This window comes from Clostridium vitabionis, assembly GCF_015351765.1.
Lineage (GTDB): Bacteria > Bacillota > Clostridia > Lachnospirales > Lachnospiraceae > Clostridium_R > Clostridium_R vitabionis.
Map to the genome: position 1 here is coordinate 361,783 of NZ_JADKQA010000002.1, position 20,131 is coordinate 381,913.

The 20,131-nt window shown below is 54.2% G+C and carries 14 protein-coding genes; 13 read left to right on the forward strand and 1 reads right to left on the reverse strand.

What is annotated here, in order from left to right; genetic code table 11:
* Positions 1 to 229: 229 nt before the first annotated feature.
* Together ISF27_RS06590 and ISF27_RS06595 are read left to right on the forward strand one after the other, a co-directional pair.
* Positions 230 to 1,840: a hypothetical protein gene (locus ISF27_RS06590; protein ID WP_194610340.1), complete on the forward strand. Its 1,611-nt coding sequence runs from the start codon at positions 230 to 232 to the stop codon at positions 1,838 to 1,840.
* Between the two features lie 37 nt (positions 1,841 to 1,877).
* Complete coding sequence (locus ISF27_RS06595) at positions 1,878 to 3,956, forward strand: hypothetical protein (RefSeq protein WP_194610342.1); 2,079 nt, start codon at positions 1,878 to 1,880, stop codon at positions 3,954 to 3,956.
* Between the two features lie 181 nt (positions 3,957 to 4,137).
* On the opposite strand, the gene ggt is transcribed toward ISF27_RS06595, so the two are convergent.
* The gene (ggt, locus tag ISF27_RS06600; RefSeq protein WP_194610344.1) at positions 4,138 to 5,994 is read right to left on the reverse strand and encodes a gamma-glutamyltransferase; all 1,857 of its coding nucleotides are present in this window, start codon (positions 5,992 to 5,994) and stop codon (positions 4,138 to 4,140) included.
* Positions 5,995 to 6,360: 366 nt separating this feature from the next.
* Between ggt and ISF27_RS06605 the strand changes: the two genes are divergently transcribed.
* The 11 genes from ISF27_RS06605 (at position 6,361) to ISF27_RS06655 (ending at position 20,124) form a co-directional block, all read left to right on the forward strand.
* On the forward strand, positions 6,361 to 6,567 hold the full coding sequence (locus ISF27_RS06605) for a FeoA family protein (protein WP_235986057.1): 207 nt from the start codon (positions 6,361 to 6,363) through the stop codon (positions 6,565 to 6,567).
* Positions 6,568 to 6,649: 82 nt separating this feature from the next.
* Positions 6,650 to 6,874 carry a FeoA family protein gene (locus tag ISF27_RS06610; protein WP_194610349.1) on the forward strand — a complete coding sequence of 75 codons (225 nt, stop codon included), beginning with the start codon at positions 6,650 to 6,652 and terminating at the stop codon, positions 6,872 to 6,874.
* Positions 6,875 to 7,064: 190 nt separating this feature from the next.
* Complete coding sequence (gene feoB, locus ISF27_RS06615) at positions 7,065 to 9,230, forward strand: ferrous iron transport protein B (protein WP_194610351.1); 2,166 nt, start codon at positions 7,065 to 7,067, stop codon at positions 9,228 to 9,230.
* A 417-nt stretch (positions 9,231 to 9,647) separates the two neighbouring features.
* On the forward strand, positions 9,648 to 11,549 hold the full coding sequence (locus tag ISF27_RS06620) for a heavy metal translocating P-type ATPase (protein ID WP_194610581.1): 1,902 nt from the start codon (positions 9,648 to 9,650) through the stop codon (positions 11,547 to 11,549).
* Positions 11,550 to 11,846: 297 nt separating this feature from the next.
* Positions 11,847 to 12,581 (forward strand): 30S ribosomal protein S2, encoded by a 735-nt coding sequence (gene rpsB, locus ISF27_RS06625; RefSeq protein ID WP_194610353.1) that lies wholly within the window; start codon positions 11,847 to 11,849, stop codon positions 12,579 to 12,581.
* 106 nt (positions 12,582 to 12,687) lie between these two features.
* Positions 12,688 to 13,620, forward strand: a complete 933-nt coding sequence (gene tsf, locus ISF27_RS06630) for a translation elongation factor Ts (protein ID WP_194610355.1) — start codon at positions 12,688 to 12,690, stop codon at positions 13,618 to 13,620.
* A gap of 413 nt (positions 13,621 to 14,033) precedes the next feature.
* Positions 14,034 to 15,455, forward strand: a complete 1,422-nt coding sequence (locus ISF27_RS06635; RefSeq protein ID WP_194610357.1) for a sugar transferase — start codon at positions 14,034 to 14,036, stop codon at positions 15,453 to 15,455.
* Entirely contained in the window at positions 15,452 to 16,681 is a 1,230-nt protein-coding gene (locus ISF27_RS06640) for a glycosyltransferase (protein ID WP_194610360.1), read from the forward strand. Before ISF27_RS06635 ends, ISF27_RS06640 begins: the two co-directional genes overlap by 4 nt.
* Before the next feature lie 9 nt (positions 16,682 to 16,690).
* Positions 16,691 to 17,746, forward strand: coding sequence for a glycosyltransferase (locus tag ISF27_RS06645; RefSeq protein ID WP_194610361.1), 1,056 nt, complete (start codon positions 16,691 to 16,693; stop codon positions 17,744 to 17,746).
* Complete coding sequence (locus ISF27_RS06650; protein WP_194610363.1) at positions 17,743 to 18,696, forward strand: glycosyltransferase family 8 protein; 954 nt, start codon at positions 17,743 to 17,745, stop codon at positions 18,694 to 18,696. The genes ISF27_RS06645 and ISF27_RS06650 overlap by 4 nt, the downstream gene beginning before the upstream one ends.
* A 72-nt stretch (positions 18,697 to 18,768) precedes the next feature.
* Positions 18,769 to 20,124, forward strand: a complete 1,356-nt coding sequence (locus ISF27_RS06655; protein WP_194610365.1) for an ABC transporter permease — start codon at positions 18,769 to 18,771, stop codon at positions 20,122 to 20,124.
* Positions 20,125 to 20,131 lie beyond the last annotated feature (7 nt).

Genomic DNA, 20,131 nt, shown 5'->3' on the forward strand with positions numbered 1-20,131 from the left:
TTTCCAGCTTGTTTTCCATGTATTGACAATTTTTAAGATGACAAAAATGGGTAGTTTTTCCGGAAATCATGACATGATAAAGTAATATATGCACAAAACGCAGATCACCCGGCAATATTCAGACAAAGGCTGACCGTATCCGCCGGGACGGCCGATTCTGCGTGCCATAGGAAAATGGCTGTGCGCAGAGAAGTATTTTCCAATGTGGGTGACAGAAGGGGGAAAACAGATGAAAAATTTAAGTATCAAGCCGGCTTTGTGCCGGGCATCAGCGGTGGTATTTCTGTCCGCCGCGCTCAGCGGTTCAGCGGCGATGGTGTCCCTTGCGGACAATTCAGCCCCGGATGACGGAAGGATCACGAAGATTCAGGCGACGACAGTGCCAAATTATTACGGGTACAAGGTATCTACCATCGACATCACTTATCAGGAGGGGACAGACCTCTCCGGTGTTCAACTGGAGGATTACGCGGTCTACGACCGCGGGTTCAACAATCCGGAATTTGGAAAATTGAAGCTCAACGGCATCCGCGTTTCGGGCAATACCGTCACCCTGACCGCAGACCTTGATACCGACAAGGTGACAGACCGTACCCGCGAAACCTACGGGACACTCTGCACCAGCTCGAACTGGTACATCGACAAGAAGGGCGGGATCCATTACGGAACGGAGGCCTCCACCGACGCCCTCGGCATCACGATTCAGCCGAATACGCTGAAAAAGGGCCTGCAGTGGCGGAAAAATATGGATCTGATCCTCGCCACCAACGGTGAGGCGTTAAGCGACGGCGTGGCGATGACTGACGGCGCCGGGAAAATGCTGGACAATACCGTCTGGGCGGAAACTATCTGCTCTGGCCTTGAGGATGTCGAGCTGCGCATGGTAGATATCGGCTGGCAGTGCAACAAATACTCCCTGCTCGGCCGCAAAGGCGAGGTGCCGGTATATGTGATGCTTCCGGACAATTATGACCCGAACCGGGAGACCCCTTACGAGGTCATCGATTATCAGTGCGGCGGCGGAGTGTGCTATTGGGAGACCACCGGCGGCGCGGAGACCCCGGCGAACAATCTGGGCTGTAACGTTGTCTATGACACGATGATGTCGAAGTGGCATGAGCTGTACCCGGATGCCATTATCATGAGCGTCAACGTCCACTCCTCGCCGATCACCAATTCCGCGGCGGAAATCGCCGGCGCGCTGGACTACGCGGTCCGCAACTGGAACGCGGACAAAGATCGAATCGCGGTTGTCGGCAATTCGCAGGGCACACTGATCTGCTCCGACCTGATCCGGCAGCGCCCCGACCTGGTCGCGGCATTTATTGAGTGCAACGGCAACTTCGGCGCGATGACCTCAGCGGACACGATCGATGGCACCCTGGCCAACAGCAGCCTCCGAAAATGGACGGCGGACGAGGTTAATGCCGTGGTCAACAATGGCGTCGCCCTCTGGATGTTCAACGGCGAGACAGACGGAGACAACCCGGCAGCGCAGCAGGATGTGATTAACGTGATGAAGGACCTCTACCGCCAGGCCGGCAAGAATGAGGAATGGATCGACCTCTTTGTGCGGGCATCCGGGCTGCAGTCCTGGAAATTCAAGTACTGGGGAGAGACCGACCATTCCGTGACCAAGGTTGTCGCCTGGAACTATCTCGACCACCCGTACACGGACGTCTGGGAAAACCAGCGTGCGCTTCGCGCCGGCGACACCTATACATTCACCGGGAAAGAGAGCACGTACAAGCATTACGACAAGACGATGGATTATACCTACCGGGTATATGCGGAGAGCGTCTCCGAGTGGCTGCGGAAGATTTTTGATGCGCAGAAGTGACGGATGATGAGGATGATTAACGGAGGAAAACTACGGAATGAGAAGGAAAACTTTGGCAGTATTCACGGCAGCAGTAATGTCGGCATCTCTGCTTTCCGGGTGCGGCGGCAGCGGCCAGACCGCTGTGAAAACAGAGGAAACGACCGCCAATGAGGAAACGTCGGAGGCAGAAACAGCTCAGGAGACTGGGGTAAGTGATACAATGAAACAGGCAGCCAAGGCAGTGGCAGACAAGGAAGCTGCCGATTATGCGGCTCAGAAATCCGCGGCAGAGGCGGCGGATCCTCTGGAAAAAATGGTTGATCTGGATACCGCCCCGGTGCCGGAGCACAATTACACAAAAGCCAATCGTCTTCCCTTGACTGGTTATATGACCAAGGCATTCGAGGATGGAAGGACGATGAAAATCTATATCGCCCGGGAAGCTCCGATCCGGCCATATTTTACCGTGATCACTGTTCCGGACGGGCAGGATACAAAGGAATTTCTGAAAAATAGCGGTTGGCAGGCAGTCGCAGATGACCGCGCTGAGGGACTGATCCTTCTGGAACCTGGCGAAAATGGCTGGGGTTCCGCAGATGAGGAGAAGGATTATCTCACGGAGGCAATCGGATTTTATAGTGGAAATACGTTCTTCAGTGTCTTCGGAGAGCATTATCTCGTCGGGTATGGCTCAGGTGCGCCGGCTCTCGAGGCGTGGGCGGCAGCTAATCCTACGCGGGTTATCAGCCAGGTTTATGTCAATACGAACGGGCTTGCATCATCCTATTTCAATAGCATTGCCGATGTGCCGTATGAAGGCAAGGCAGGCAAGTACAATGATGTTGTTTTTCCGGACGGATTCACAAAGCTGACGAACAAGGATATTGCCCTGCCGACCTGGTATATTCAGTCCGATACGGCCAAGATTGCGGACAGCCTCTCTTACTGGAAAATGGTCAATGACTGTACGGCTGAAGGAACTCCTGATGACAAACAGGGAACCATTTTTAAGCAGAGTGCAGATTCCGATGCGTGGCAGACAGAATACTTTGGAAATATCTCCGAAGTAGCGGTCAAAGAAGAAGAACCGGAAATCGTTTCAGCGGATACCACCGAGCAGATAGAAACTTTCCTTAATCACTATTCCCGATATGAGAATATCACGCCGTATGCGAATCAGCTGGTTCTGCGCGCGGATACCAATGCGCCGGGGAAGCTTGAATACAAGAATATCGAGGTGGATGGCGAAGACCGGGAATATACGGTGTATACCCCGTCTACTTCAAAAGAAAAGTATCCGGACGGTGCACCGATGCTATTTGTTTTCCCGGGTGACAGCCAGACTAACCGTGTGTTTATGGACGCGACGAGTTGGTGGAAAGTTGCAGAGGAGGAAGGATTTTCTTTGGCAATCGTCTGCGAGCAGTATAATGACCGCTCTTATGCAGTCAGCCATAAAAATACATGGCAATTTTATGAGCAGCTTCGCAGCGAGCTTCTGAACAACAGCGACTACCATCTTGACCCGACCCGTTTCTACGCGACGGGCCAGTCGGCGGGAAGCTTTAACTCCCAGTCTATGGCCATGGTATTTCCGGAGTTTTTCGCGGCTGTCGCGTCAACATCCGGCTGCCCGAATGGCGGGAACAATGCCGCGGCAATTTTGGAATATGGGAATGACAATACGATAAAATTGGATGCTATTGGGGATCCTAAGACATTTGCACCGGCAAATGAATCCATTCCGGTCTATCTGCTCTATGGACAGGGTGATGTCGCCATGCTGGAAGGAACGCTCTGGGACGACATTGACAATAATCTTGATGGCTGGGCTGCTTACCATATGAAGGTTAACGGATTGGATCTGGGGGATGGAAGCAATGCTGAAATCAGTGGAAATCATGACCGTTATCATACCTGGACATGGAACAAGACATTTGACGGAATCGAGGTTCCAATCGTAAAATTGACGGAGAATATGTACCGCGCACACAACTGCCAGCATGAAGAGATGCCGATGCTCTGGGATTATCTGAAGCATTTCAGCGATGAGACAGATGCGGACGGAAAGGTAACGGCAAGATATTACAGCCCGTCGGCATTTGAAAAGGATGACCGGATCGCCATCAACTGAGCAAATCAGTTGATAAGAATGCAATTCCCTGGTCAGAAGGAAGCGGTGCAGAGAAGAACAACGGGGCCCTGCCCCGGCCAAAAGCCGGAAGCAGAGCCCCGCAAATTTTACGCTTTAAGCGTGTGCCGGTTTGATTATGCTATTCCGCGATAAGCTGCCCGGCGTCTTGGCTGCCCGTTGATCAGTACGCCAGTGCCTTGCCGTCCCGGCGCGGGTCAGCGCCGCCGTGCAGCGTGCCGTCCTTATCAATGGAGATTCCCTGGACGCCGCCGAAGAACAGCTGCCATGCGCCCTTGTCCGTGACCTCATGCCCCATCGCCTGGAGCTTCTGGGCGGTCTCCGCCGTCACCGGGTTCACCCCGTCGGACTCGTAATTGATGTTATTTTTGGAATTGTCATAAATCCTCGCGCAGTCGATCGCATCCTGGATCGGCATGTCGTAATCGATCATCTTCTGCACCACCTGGGCGATGGTCGGGAAAATGCGTGTCGCGCCCGGTGTGCCGATGGTCATAAACGGCGTGCCGTCCGGATAGAGGACGATCGACGGGCTCATGGAAGAGAGCGGCCGCTTTCCGCCTTCAACACAGTTTGTGCTGGAAGGATCATCGCAGGCGAAGTCATCCATCTCGTCATTCAGGCAGAAGCCGGTTCCCTCGGGAACGATTTTGGAGCCGAAGCCGTAATTGACGGTCTGGGTGCAGGCCACCATGTTGCCGTCCTTGTCAACTACAGAGAACGAGGTGGTGGCATAATGCTCCAGCTCCTCCGACGGAACAGCCTCATAGGTTCCGCTCTTCTCCGGGTCAATCTGGCTGTAGCGCCACTTCGCGTACTCCTTGCTGGTCAGCTCCTTCAGCGGGACATCGGCAAAATCGGTGTCCGCCATGTACTTTGCCCGGTCCGCGAAGGCAATCTTGAACGCCTCGGAGAACATGTGGACATATTCCGGGGAATTCACCTCAAGAGACTTCATGTCCGCATTTTCCAGGATGTTCAGAATCTCGCAGAGATGCGTGCCGCCCGAGGATGCCGGCGGGAGAGAATAGATCGTATATCCCTGGTAGGAACCCTCGACAGGCTCACGCTCCTTCACCGTATAATTCTCGAGGTCGGATGCTGTCAGGACGCCGCCGTACTTCTGCACGGCATCGACAATCTTCTGCGCGTTATCGCCGGTATAGAAGGCGTCCTTGCCGTTGTCGCGGATATTTTCCAGCGTCTTCGCGAGATCCGGATTCTTCACATGGTCGCCCACCTTGCGGGGAAGGCCGTCATTCAGATAGATCCCGGCGATCTCCGGCATCGCGTTGATCAGGTTGTAGCTCTCGTCGAGCTCCTCCTTGAAGGTTGCCGTGACCACATAGCCGTCATTGGCGAGGTCGATGGCGTCCTGGAAAATGTCCTTGCGGTCTACCCCTGAGCCGTAGTGCTCGAGCAGGTATTCGAGGCCTGCTACCTCGCCGGGAACGGCAACCGACGCGCCGCCGTACTGGGACGCCGGAGCCGCCGCTGTCGCGTCCGCCCCCTCCGGGGTGTAATTCTTCGGCTGGCCGGATTCGTCCAGGAACATATCCGCGGTGGCCGCTGCCGGCGCGGTCTCCCGGAAGTCGATGACGGAGACCTTCTTCGTTTTTGCGTCATAGAGGGTCATGAAACCGCCGCCGCCGAGGCCGGAGAAATACGGCTCCACAACCCCGAGGGTGTAGCCGACCGCTGCCGCCGCGTCGAAGGCATTTCCGCCGTTCTGGAGAACATCAAGGCCGGCCTTGGAAGCGTACCAGGAGCAGCTTGCCACGGCACCATTTTTCCCGGTGGCGTCACGGTCAGTTTTCTTCTTTTCCAGGTTCTCATCATAAGGAAGCCAGACCTCCTCCCCGTGGAACGTTTCCGGAGCCGCGGTCTCGGCTGCCGCCGATTCCGTCTCGGCCACGGTTGTCTCCGGTGCGGCAGTCTGCGCAGCCTTTGAACCTCCGCAGGCGGTCACACTGCCTGCGCCGAGGAGCAGGGCCATCCCGAGTGCAATGTGTTTCTTCATACTATACCTCCCTCAAGATACAAGGTTTTCTGTCAGCTTTACTATAAAAAATATCGAAATCCGCTGCCATATATTCTCATTTTTCGCGGGAATACGAAGGAAAATTGTTGATAATGACGAAAAACACGACATGATGTTGTACATCATGACCTGCGCACACGACCCTGTGGAAAATTCCCTGACAGCGGCAGAGTCCTCGAATCGAAGGAAAATTTATCAGGCATAGTTGACAAAACCTCTCAATCAAGTTAGACTTAACTTCTGGAATTAGTTGTATATAATTTAAATCAGCCAGAATAAACACAGAGACCATAAGTTAAACACTTATGACTTTTGAAGGGAGGGATCGGCATGCTTCCGCTGTCCATGGCAAAATCAGGCGAGAGGGTGATGGTTTCCCGGATCGGTGGGACCGACGATGTCCGGCAGCATCTGCAGGATCTCGGATTTGTCGTCGGCTCCGAGGTGGAGATCGTGTCCGCGCCGGGCAATGGCAATGTTATTGTGAAACTCAGGGATTCCAGGCTCGCGATTACGGCAAAGATGGCCGAGAAGGTTATGGTGACCATGTAAGCCCAAGACGCGGGCAATTTTTATGACCAAAAGTTAGTTAAAACTAACTTTTGATATAGACGTTTATAAAGAGGAGGATGGCATGAGAACATTACGCGATGTACCGATCGGACAGGCGGCGACAGTCGTCAAGATTCACGGCAGCGGAGCACTGAAGCGCAGGATTATGGATATGGGCATCACCAAGGGGACAGAAATCCGCGTCCGCAAGGTCGCGCCGCTCGGCGACCCGGTCGAGGTGACCGTCCGCGGATATGAGCTGTCCCTCCGGAAGGAGGACGCGGATATTCTGGAGATGAGCGAGTAATCCGGAACTTCGGGAGCACGGCGGCTGTAAAGCTCTCAATCTTCTCGGCCGCATTTGAGGAACCCCGACGGTAAAGAATTCAATACTTAAGCTATCGATTTCAAAAATCTCAATTTCAAAGATCTCAATGGCGAGAAATGATCTCAAAAAAGAGAACAGTACGAAATGTACAGAAAAGAGGAATTGCATTATGGCAATCAAGATTGCGCTCGCAGGAAATCCGAACTGCGGCAAGACGACGCTCTTTAATGACCTGACCGGCAGCACCCAGTACGTCGGCAACTGGCCGGGCGTTACGGTAGAAAAGAAGGAAGGCCGCCTGACTGGCCACCGCGATATCATTGTCCAGGATCTTCCGGGAATCTACTCTCTGAGCCCGTACACCCTGGAGGAGGTGGTCTCCAGAAATTACCTGGTCAAGGAGAAGCCGGACGTCATCCTGAACATCGTCGATGGGACAAATATTGAGAGGAACCTCTACCTGACCACCCAGCTGGTTGAGATCGGTATTCCGGTCGTGATCGCCTTCAACATGATGGACATTGTCCGGAAGAACGGCGACCGGATTGATTCCCGGAAGATCGGGGAGAAGCTGGGCTGTGAGACGATAGAGATCAGCGCCCTGCACAGCCAGAATACGAAGCAGGCGGCAGAGCTCGCGATCAGGGCGGCGGAACAGGGAAAGGCAGCGGAGCTGCCCCATGTCTTCACCGGGAGTGTGGAGCACGCGATTGCCCACATTGAGGAATCGATCCAGGATATCGTCCCGGAGGCGCAGCTGCGCTGGTACGCGGTGAAGCTCTTCGAGCGCGATACCAAGGCAACTGAGGGGCTTGCGCTTGATCCGGCCGTCCTCGAACATATCGAGACCCACATCAGGGATTGTGAGAAGGAGATGGACGATGATTCCGAGAGCATCATCACTAACCAACGCTACACCTACATCCAGTCCGTGGTGAAGGAGGCGGTGAAGAAGAAGCACGAGGTCGGGCACCTCACGACCTCCGACCGGATTGACAAGGTGGTGACCAACCGGATCGCCGCACTGCCGATTTTCGCCGTCATCATGTGGGCAGTCTACTACATCTCTGTGACCACACTCGGTTCGACGCTCACCGACTGGACGAATGACACCCTGTTCGGCGACTGGATCACCAACTGGGCGACCAATGCCCTGGAGGCTGTCGGCTGTGCTGCCCCGCTGGAGAGCCTGATTGTCGATGGGATCATCGGCGGTGTCGGCACCGTGCTCGGCTTTGTTCCGCAGATGATCCTCCTGTTCCTCTGCCTGTCCATCCTTGAGGATTCCGGCTATATGGCCCGTGTTGCCTTCATCATGGACCGGATCTTCCGCCGCTTCGGCCTCTCCGGAAAATCCTTTATCCCGATGCTGATCGGCACCGGCTGCGGCGTCCCGGCGATCATGGCCTCCCGCACGATTGAGCAGGAGAAAGACCGCCGGATGACGATTATGCTTTCCACCTTCATGCCCTGCGGCGCGAAGATGGAGATCGTCGCCATGATGGCCCTCGTGTGCTTCCCGGGAAATGCCTGGGTCGCGCCGGCGATGTACTTCCTTGGCCTGGCGATTGTCGTATTTGCCGGCATTGCCCTCAAGAAGACGAAATACTTCTCCGGGGATCCGGCACCGTTCGTTATGGAGCTTCCCGCTTATCACGTTCCAACCGTGAAGGGTGTCCTGATCCATGTGTGGGAGAGGGCGAAAGCGTTCATCATTAAAGCGGGGACGATCATTTTCACGATGTGCGTTGTGATCTGGTTCCTGATGCATTTCGGCTTCACAAACGGTACATTCACTTTCCTTGAGGATAATATCGACGAGTCTCTTCTCCGCTATATCGGCGAGGTTCTCGCCTGGCTGTTCAAGCCCCTGGGCTTCGGCTTCTGGCAGGGTGCGGTCGCTTCCGTCTCCGCTGAGGTCGCCAAGGAGCAGGCGACTGCAACTCTGGGCATGCTGGCTCATGCCGCAAGCGAGGAGGAGGCAGATATGGCCGCCGCGATCAGCTCTATGTTCGGCGGCAGTGCCCTGGTCGGCCTGAGCTTCCTTCTGTTCAACATTTTTGATGCGCCCTGCATGGTAGCCATCGCAACTGCTTTCCGTGAGCAGGCGAGCAGAAAGTGGGGATGGATCACCTTCGGTTTCCAGATGGGCGTCGGTTACTTCCTCGCCATGGTTGTCTACCAGATCGGCAATATCTTTGCCGGCGGGCCGTTCACCTTCTGGACGGCGGTGGCCATCGCGGTTACCGTGACAGCGCTGTATTTCATCTTCCGCCCGAATCCGTACGCAAAGAGAAGGACGCAGAATATCAGTGCGGTTGAAGCCCGTGGCTGACCGGGATGACCGGCGAAAAATATCCTGCTGCCGAGGAGGCGAGACAGATTGCGCATGCGATCAGCGACAGCGCGTATGAAGCGCTCCGCGGACAAACGGAATCCGGGAAAACCAAAGAATAATTGTAAGAATAATCGAGAGAGCCAGTCAGGGGCAGCGCACGAAAAATGCACTGCCCCTGACGCCATTTAGCGCTGTTCCAGCGCCAGTCCGAGGATTGGAATAATTGGTATTGATATTGACAGCAGTCCTATATTGGACTAATATATGAATGGTTGCTCATATATAAAATCCAAAGCGCGGATACCGGCCCGCCCGGCGCCGCCCCCTTACCAGACGAGAGGAGATAGGATAATGGAAGAGAAAAGAGATCTTTCCCGCGACATAGAAGAGGAGGAAGATGAGGACGAGGATGAGATGTCTCCCCGGCAGAAGGGGATCCAGATCGGCATCGCCGCGGCGCTTCTTCTGGCAGCCGTCGCGATCGACCGGCATTTCCCGGGACTTTCCATGGGAAAGCGGCTTCTGATCTACCTTGTGCCGTATTTTGCCGCGGGCTTTGACGTCCTCAGGGAGGCAGTGGAAAATATCGGCCATGGCCAGCTTTTCGATGAGGATTTCCTGATGTGCGTCGCCACCATCGGCGCCCTCGCCATCGGGTTCCTCCCGGGAACCGAACCGGAATTTACCGAGGCTGTGTTCGTCATGCTGTTCTTCCAGGTCGGGGAGCTCGTTGAGGGGATCGCCGAGGGCAATTCGGAGCGGTCGATCTCCCAGCTGATCGACATCCGGCCGGATACCGCGCATGTGGAGCGCGGCGGCAGGATTGCCACTGTAGACCCGGATGAGGTCAGCGTCGGCGAGACCGTGGTGATCCGCCCGGGCGAAAAGGTGCCGATGGACGGCCGGGTCATCGAGGGAACCTCCAGCCTCAATACCGTGGCGCTGACCGGGGAAAGCGAGCCCAGAGACGTCGGGGCGGGGGATGACATCCTCTCCGGGTGTGTCAATCTGAGCGGCGTGCTCCGGGTCAGGGTGACCAAGGGGTTCGGCGAATCCACCGCGTCGAAAATCCTCGACATGGTGAAGAACGCCGGGGAGAACAAGGCAAGGAGCGAGAAGTTTATCACTCGCTTCGCGCGGGTGTACACCCCGGCCGTCGTCTTCTCGGCGATCGCGCTGGCCTTCCTCCCGCCGCTCCTGTCCGGGAATTTCCGGATGAACTTTGCCATCTGGCTTACCCGCGCGCTGACCTTCCTGGTGGTCTCCTGCCCGTGCGCCCTCGTGATCTCCGTGCCGCTGACCTTCTTCGGCGGCATCGGCGGGGCCTCAAAGCGGGGAATCCTGGTCAAGGGGTCCAATTATCTTGACGCCCTCGCCAAGGCGGACACCGTGGTCTTCGACAAGACCGGCACACTGACCCGGGGAGTCTTCCAGGTGACTGACCTTCATCCGGAGGCGATTGACGAGCACGAGCTGCTCCATCTGGCCGCCCACGTGGAGCGCTATTCCAGCCATCCGATTGCCATGTCCCTGAGAACTGCCTTCGGCAAAGAGGATGACGGCTGCACCGTGGAAAATGTTGAGGAGATCGCCGGCCGGGGCGTCCGCGCGTCGGTCAACGGGCATGTGGTCTGCGTCGGCAACGCGAAAATGATGGACGATATCGGGGCAAAATGGAGCCGCTGTGAGACCCCGGGGACGATCATCCATGTGGCGATGGACGGAACCTATATCGGGCATATCCATATCTCCGATGTCGTGAAGCCGGAATCGGCGAAGGCGATCCGGGAGCTTCGGGAACTCGGCATCCGCCGGACGGTAATGCTGACCGGCGACCGGGAAAAGGTGGCCGCTGAGGTTGCGGGAAAGCTCGGGATCGAGGAGTACCGCGCGGAACTCCTCCCGGCGGACAAGGTCAGCGCGGTGGAACAGCTTCTCCGGGAAAAGGATCATGAGAAGACCCTTGTCTTCGTCGGCGACGGCATCAACGATGCCCCGGTGCTCTCCCGCGCTGATGTGGGCATCGCCATGGGCGCCATGGGATCGGACGCGGCAATCGAGGCGGCGGACGTCGTCCTCATGGACGACAAGCCGGACAAGGTGGCAGCTGCCTGCCGCATCGCAAGAAGAACCCTTGGCATCGCCCGGCAGAATATCGCCTTTGCCATCGGGGTGAAGGTGCTGATCCTCGTCCTCGCGGCGTTCGGCCTGGCCAATATGTATATGGCCGTCTTCGGCGATGTCGGTGTCATGATCCTCTGCGTGATCAACGCGGCGAGGGCGCTCGGGAGCGGAAAGCGCCGGACAGCGGGGTAACTGCCTCCCGTGGGGAAACCGGCCGCCGAACGACTGTGGCGCCTGCCACATGCCGGGGAAGCCCGCAAAGCTGTCCGCGGGCAGCCGATGTGAGGGCGCTCTTCCGGCATGTGCTGGACAGCAGCAAAAAGTGCCGCAGGGCGCGGAAAAGTGCTTGTACTTTATCTCAGCCCATGGTAATATATCAAAGTTGACGAAAATTCACGCCGGGCGGATCCCACAGGCCGGTGCCCGATCAGGGTCCCCGCGGGAGCAAAAGAAGACGGCGGAAGAAAAACCAAACATGGAGGAAAAAACATGAGCGTCATTTCTATGAAGCAGTTACTTGAAGCCGGTGTTCACTTCGGCCACCAGACCAGAAGATGGAACCCCAAGATGGGCCAGTACATCTACACCGAGAGAAACGGCATCCACATCATCGACCTGCAGAAGACGGTCGGCATGATCGACGATGCCTACAAGGCCATGGGCCAGATCGCTGCTGACGGCGGCACTGTTCTCTTTGTCGGCACGAAGAAGCAGGCTCAGGATACCGTAAAGAACGAGGCTGAGAGATGCGGCATGTACTATGTCAATGAAAGATGGCTCGGCGGCATGCTGACCAACTTCAAGACCATCCAGAGCCGTATCGCAAGACTCAAGGAGATCGAGCAGATGTCCAACGACGGCACCTTCGACGTACTGCCGAAGAAGGAAGTTGCTGGCCTTAAGAAGGAGTGGGACAAGCTGGAGAAGAACCTTGGCGGTATCAAGGATATGAAGCACATCCCGGATGCCATCTTCGTTGTTGACCCGAAGAAGGAGAGAATCTGCGTTGAGGAAGCACAGAAGCTGGGCATCACCCTGTTCGGCATCTGCGATACCAACTGCGATCCGGATGAGCTCGACTATGTCATCCCGGGCAATGACGACGCCATCCGCGCTGTCCGCCTGATCGTCTCCAAGATGGCTGACGCGATCGTTGAGGCAAAGCAGGGCGAGGCAGAAGCAGCTGCTGCCGGCGAGGCAGAGGAAGCTCCGGCTGAGGCCTGAGATTTCCTGGGAGAATAACAGATCATCAGGTGCCGGATCGGCGGTTTCGCAGACCCGGCACTCTTTGAGAAGAGAACTGGGATAACCATTAAGAAGGGAGATTACCATGGCAATTACAGCTAAGCAGGTAAAGGAATTACGTGATATGACCGGTGCCGGCATGATGGCCTGCAAGAAGGCACTGACCGAGACCGACGGTGATTTCGACAAGGCAATTGAGTTCCTGAGAGAGAAGGGACTTGCCGGCGCAGAGAAGAAGGCCGGAAGAATCGCCGCAGAGGGCATCTGCGCAACCAAGATCTCCGAGGACGGCAAGAAGGGCGTTGTCGTAGAGGTCAATGCCGAGACCGACTTCGTTGCGAAGAACGAGAAGTTCAGAAGCTATGTTGCTGACGTAGCTGCCCAGGCACTGACCACCTCCGCTCCGGACATCGACGCTTTCCTGGCGGAGAAGTGGGCACAGGATCCGACCGAGACCGTTGCCGAGGCTCTTTCCCGCGAGATCTCCATCATCGGCGAGAACATGCACATCCGCCGCTTCAAGCAGATCGACGAGCCGAACGGCGTTGTTGTCTCCTACATCCACGCGGACGGCAAGATCGGCGTTCTCGTTGACCTCGAGACAGGCGTTGTCAATGACGCGGTCCTGGAGATGGGCAAGAATGTTGCCATGCAGGTAGCTGCCCTCAAGCCGAAGTATACCGACCGCTCCGAGGTTGACCAGGATTACCTCGCGCACGAGACCGAGATCATCACCGCGGCCGCGAAGAACGAGAAGCCGGATGCCAACGACAAGATCATCAGCGGCATGGTACAGGGAAGAATCAACAAGGAACTCAAGGAAATCTGCCTTGTTGACCAGGTCTATGTCAAGGCTGAGGACGGCAAGCAGTCCGTACAGAAGTACGTTGACCAGGTAGCCAAGGAGAACGGCACGAAGATCAAGGTGAAGGGCTTCGTCCGCTTCGAGACCGGCGAGGGCCTGGAGAAGAAGAGCGAGAACTTCGCGGAGGAAGTTGCCGCGCAGATGAAGAAGTAATTTGAATCTTCACTGACATCAATATAGAGAATGGGAATCCCGGAAATGGTGGAAGATAGATATTTTTGCCGTTTCCGGGATTTTTCTGCATGCAGGGGCGGCGAGCAGGGGCTCCGTACGAATAATCAGGTCAGCACCCTTCCAGCCCGAATTGTGGTAAAGTACACCGCAATTCGGGCTGTGGGCGGGCAGAGCGGCTGCGCCGCTTGCCCGCCCCGTAGAAAGCCAGTAATATTTGTCCGGTGAGCGAGTTCCCGGGCAAATTCCATATCTTTCTACGGGGTGCTGACCCAGATACCAAAATCTTAAGTTTTTGCTCATATTTTCTCAAATCCCCGCCGGTTGAACCCCCTTCCATTCGATGCTATACTTATCCTTGTATTTCCGCAGCAAATCAGAGGATGGTCGGATCGATGAACCATTTTGAAAAATACAAACGCCTGATCAAGATTGGCTTTGCCGCCGTGCTGGTGTTCACCATGAGCGCGGTCTACGGCTATATCTGGATCAATTATTACAACAAGATCATCTGGGCCCCCTTCTGGCGCCGGGGCAACTGGATGATGATCTTCATCTACACGGTTCTGCTGATCTTTTTTAACTACATTTACGGCGGGTTTAAAATCGGCGTCCTGGAGCGGGGCAATCTGATCTACTCCCAGATCATTTCCCTCATCGCCACAGACTTTGTGACTTATTTCCAGATCACGGTGCAGGACAAGCGGTTCACCACGCCGATTCCCCTGCTGGTGAATTTCGGCATCAGTGTGTTCCTGACCTGCCTGCTGACTTACCTCTTCTCCCGCATTTACCGCCGCATCTTTCCACCCAGGAAAATGCTTCTGGTCTGCGGGGACCATTATGATTACCATCTGATGGAGAAGATGAACTCGCGGGAGGACAAGTACCAGATCATTGCCCGGGAACATTACCGGAATGTCTGGGATAAGATGTCCGAGATCGCGCCGCAGTATGACGCGGTGATCGTGGGCGATATCCCGTCCCATGAGAGAAACCGCATGATCAAGGACTGTTTCGCCCTGGGTGTCCGCACCTACAGCGTGCCGAAGATTTCCGACATCCTGCTCAGGAGCTCCACGGATTTCAATCTCTTTGATTCTCCGCTGCTGCTCTCCAGGAACAACGGCCTGCAGGTGGAGGAGGAATTCGTAAAGCGCCTGATGGATATCATCCTCTCGCTGATCGGCCTCATCCTGACCTCCCCGATCTTCCTGATCGCCGGACTTTGTATTCATCTGACCGACCATGGGCCGGTGTTCTACCGGCAGAAGAGGCTGACCAAGGACGGAAAGGTCTTTGACATCCTGAAATTCCGGACCATGGTGGTGGACGCCGAGAAGATCGGCGGCCCCCAGCTCTCCACCGAGAACGACCCGCGCATCCTGCCAGTGGGCCGCGTTCTCCGCAGTGTCCGCCTGGACGAGCTTCCCCAGTTAATCAATATTCTCCGGGGGGAAATGTCCCTGGTCGGGCCCCGGCCCGAGCGGCCGGAGATCGCCGCCGAGATTGAGAAGCAGATCCCGGAATTCCGCTACCGTTTGAAGGTCAAGGCCGGCCTCACCGGCTACGCCCAGGTCTACGGAAAGTACAGTACCTCCTTCTACGACAAGCTGAAGCTGGACCTCACCTATATCCGGAACTACTCGATGCTGCTGGACTTAAAGCTCATCGTCCTGACACCGAAGATTATGTTCATCAAGGAAGCCTCCGAAGGCATCTCCGAGGATTCCCCGATGTACACCGAGGAGAAGGTCCGCGGAGAGAGAACCTGCAAGGATGACCTCCCGGAGGAGACCAGAGGACAGAATACATGAGAAAAGTCTTGATTGTCAGCCATGTGAGCGGCTTTGTCCCGCAATTTGAGATGAACAATGTCCGCCTCCTGCAGGAGATGGGCTGCGAGGTCCACTATGCCTCGAACTTCCACAACCCGTCCTACGGGGACGACAACCGCCGCCTCGAGGGGACGGGGATTATCTGCCATCAGGTGGATTTTGTCCGCACGCCCTACAGCCTTAAGAACATCCGCGCCTATGGCCAGCTCCGCCGGCTGATGGAAGAACACGATTTTGCCCTTGTCCACTGCCACAACCCCATGAGCGCGGCGCTGACCCGCCTCGCCGCCAGGGCGACCCACACGGCGCCGGTCATCTACACGGCCCACGGGTTCCATTTCTATCAGGGCGCACCGCTGCACATGTGGTTCATCTACGGCACCATGGAATGGCTGCTGTCCTTCCTCACCTGCGAACAGATCTGCATTAACAAGGAAGATTATGCCTTCGCGAAAAAGCACTTCCACTGCAGGAGAGTGGACTATGTGCCGGGGGTGGGGATTGATATTGAGAAGATTCGCGGCACAGCCGGCGCTAATGAGGAGAGTGCTGAGGTAGCTGCGCGCTATGACGGTGAGGGAAGACGGAATCCGGAAAATATCATTTCATCGGCAGTCAAAAGGCAGCAGATGCATATCCCGGAAGACGCCTTTGTGATTGTAACTGCCGGAGAACTGATTCCCCGCAAGAATCAGGCTGTGCTTCTCCAAATGATGAAGTTATTGAAGAAATCAGAAAAAATTGAAGAAAAACGGTCAATTCTGCTGATCTGCGGTCACGGAGAATTGGACCAGGAACTGAAAAGACTCGCGATGGAACTCGGAGTTCAGGATCGGGTCCGCTTCCTCGGCTATCGGGACGATCTCTATGATATCTATCGGGCATCCGATGTCTTTGCATTTCCTTCACTGCAGGAGGGAATGCCGGCGGCCCTTATGGAAGCAATGGCGTGCGGACTGCCCGCTGTATGTTCCGATATCCGTGGCAGTTCTGAATTGATTGATCAGGGAAAGGGCGGATATCGCGCTGCACGGAAAGATGTAGAGGAATATGCCAGATATGTCCGAAGAATCCGGGCAAAGACAGCACTTGCTGACACGATGGGGTATTATAATCAAAATAAGGCAGAAAAATATTCGCAGCGGCATATCATCCCAAGAATGGCCGGAATCTACGAATATTGGATGTCTTTTCATAATGCATGAGGGCTGTCTATGCGGAAAAAGCGAGTGCTTCACCTGTTAAAATCGGAGATCTATTCCGGTGCAGAGAATGTCGTCTGTGAGATTATCCGGAATCTTTCGGATCAGTATGATTTTTTGTATGTGGCATCCGAGGGGCCAATCCGGAAAGTCCTGACAAGGGAACATATTCCCTTTATTCTTCTTCGGCCATATAATCTGATGACACTGCGGATGGTGATTGACCGGTTTCACCCCGATGTTATTCATGCCCATGACTTTACAGCCAGCGTCTATGCGGCACTGGCGGCGGGAAGAACTGTGCCGGTGATTTCCCAGCTCCATTATGATCCTCCGTGGGTGTATCATAAAAATGTGAAGACGCTGACATATTCGGTGGCTTTAAAGAACATTCAAAGGCTGTACCTTGTCACTCCTGTCCATATGAAAAAGCTGGCTTTTTACCCTGTCTGCCGCGATAAAATCCGGGTTATAGGCAATCCGGTCAGCACGGAAGAAATCCGTGAAAGGGCGGCAGAGCAGGAGGGAGGCGAGCCATCGGATGTTTTGTTCATCGGCCGGCTGGAAGAGCAGAAGGATCCTCTCCGTTTTATCCGAATTATTGATCATCTGAAAAGGAGCGGACAATTTCATATTCAGGCAATTATGCTTGGCGATGGAAATCTGAAAAGAGAGTGTGCACTTGAGATTCATAAGAGGGGATTAAGCGGGAACATTGCCATGAAGGGCTTTGTGAACAATCCTCTTGCCTATTTGAAAAAAACGAAAGTTTTGTGCATGACCTCAAAATTTGAAGGATTTGGTCTGGTTTGCATTGAGGCGGCTTCCCTTTCTATTCCGGTGGTGACGACGAAAACTTCGGGCACGCTGAACATTTATCACGCTGCGGATCAGATTCTCTTTGACCAGGATGAGGAGATAGAAAACCGGATTACAGAACTGCTCCAGAATAAGGATGAATGGAGCAGAGCCTCCAGGCAGTCGCAGGAAATCTCGGAAAAGATGGAGAATTATCACAAGTATTTCCGACGGATCGACAGAGGATATCAGGAGCTGACAGCAAGATGATCAGTAAGACGAAGGAAATTTTCTACGCCTGTGATGGAAATTATCTCACACAGACTCTGGTGTCGGCGGAAACACTGCTTCGGCATAATCCGGACGCACAGATCACAATTGCCGGTGATCATTTTACCAAAGAAGATCAGGCGCGGGTTTATCGTCAATTTCAGGTCTGGCACAAAGATATCCGTCTGATCGATTTAAATGGATTCTTTCCTGACGCCGCATTTCAGACTGATGCTTTTCATGCGAGGTCAATTTATGCGAAATTATTCATCGATCAGATCTACGCCGGCGGCCGTGTCCTTTATCTCGACAGCGATACGGTAATCTGTGGTAAATTAGATAAATTATTTTCGATGAATCTGGGAGAGTGCATTGCGGCAGCAGTGAAGATGCCTTATCCGGAAGAATTCCGGAAGAGGATGGGTCTTCCAGCAGAGATTCCCTATTTCTGTGACGGTGTGGTATTATTTGATATCGACCGATGGAGGGAAGACGGATGTTCCAGGAAGAGCCTGCAGCTTATCCGGAAGAATAAGGGAAATCCACCGGGACAGAGTGAGGGCGTTCTGAATGCCATCCTGTCCGGAAGGATCCGGGCATTACCGCCGGAATATAATCTCATGTCAGGCCTGATCTATTACTCTGCGGACCAGATGGCCAGGTTATATGGATGCTGGGATTATTATCCGGAAGATGACCGCAAAAAAGCATTGAAGCATCCGATCATTGTTCATTATCTGCGGGAATTGTATAATCGACCGTGGTTTTTGCCATGTGATCATCCATACCGGAAGATCTACTGGAGGGCCAATGCGGAATTATTGGAACCGGGAAAGAGAAAATGGAGATTTCTTCCGGCTCATACGATCGCTACGCGGGTTCTGCGCAGAATATTTCCCTTTGACCTATTCTGCCATGCTTTTCAATACAGACATCGATGGAGAAAATGAGTAGCAATGGATAAACAATTCTTTCAATTGCGTAATCTTGCAAAATTTATACTGGCCTTTGCCGCCCTGTTTTTGATCTTTTTCTTTTCTTCCTATGAGAAGATCCGCTATAACGATGTGGACCTGATTAATGAGAACACGGATGCTCCCATTGGAGAAATCTCTGAGAACAGGGAATTTCGGCAGAACTTTCACTACGATGGACAGTATCTCTATAAGCTGGAATTTATTACAGCTTCCTATGGCAGGAAGAATTCCGGTACAATCACCATGACCGTCACCGATGATCAGGGCGGAATAATTGCGCAGGGTAAAGTGAAAGCCGGCAAATTCCGGGACAATGCCATCTACTCATTCGCGGTGGATAAGCCGCTTCATTCCGCCAGTGGTAATTACACGCTGACGATTACTGATACCGGGAGCACAGAAAACAACAGCGCGACGCTGTACACCTCGAAGGAACCGCCCTATGAGGGAAAGCTGACGATCGATGGCACGGAGACGGATATGGCCCTTGCCATGTCCATCTATGGCGGTTACGATGTCGGCAAATTACATAAATTTTACATGTTCAGCGGGATCATACTCTGCCTGCTGATTGCTGTCTGGTTTTATAATTATTGCCGGCTCAATCACGGCCATAGCACAGTCCTGGGGAACATCATCAAAGAATTTCACCGGTACCGTTTCCTGATGAATCAGCTGGTAGCCCGGGAATTCAAGACAAAATATAAGAGGTCTGCCCTCGGCTTTTTCTGGAGTTTTCTCAACCCACTGCTCACGATGATCATTCAGTACATTCTGTTCTCGACAATATTCCGCTCGGGCATTGAGAACTTCCCGGTATACCTGCTCAGCGCGACAGTTCTGTTCAACTTCTTCACGGAATCTGTCGGCAACGGATTGGGCTCCATCACGGGCAATGCTTCCCTGATTGAGAAGGTGTCCGTTCCGAGGTACATCTATCCGGTATCCCGGGTGCTCTCGTCCGCGGTCAACATGCTGATCTCGACGATCCCACTGCTTCTGACCATTATTTTTACGGGTTCACGGATAACGAAGGCTTACCTGTGCATACCGCTTATTTATATTCTGCTGATTATTTTCTGTGTGGGAATGTCTCTGTTCCTGGCAACCAGCATGGTCTATTTCCGGGACACCCAGTTTCTGTGGAGCATCGTCAGCCTGATGTGGATGTACGCGACGCCGATTTTCTATCCTGAGTCCATTGTGCCGGCGAAATTTTCCTTCATTTTCAAGATCAACCCGATGTACTATTTCCTCAAGGCGTTCCGAATGATCACCATCAGCGGCATCTCCCCGGGGATCGGGCAGTATGGCATGTGCGCACTGTTTGCCCTGATTTTCCTGATTTTCGGATGGATCGTCTTCCACAGGCATGAGAAAAACTTCGCCCTGTATTTATGAGTAGAGG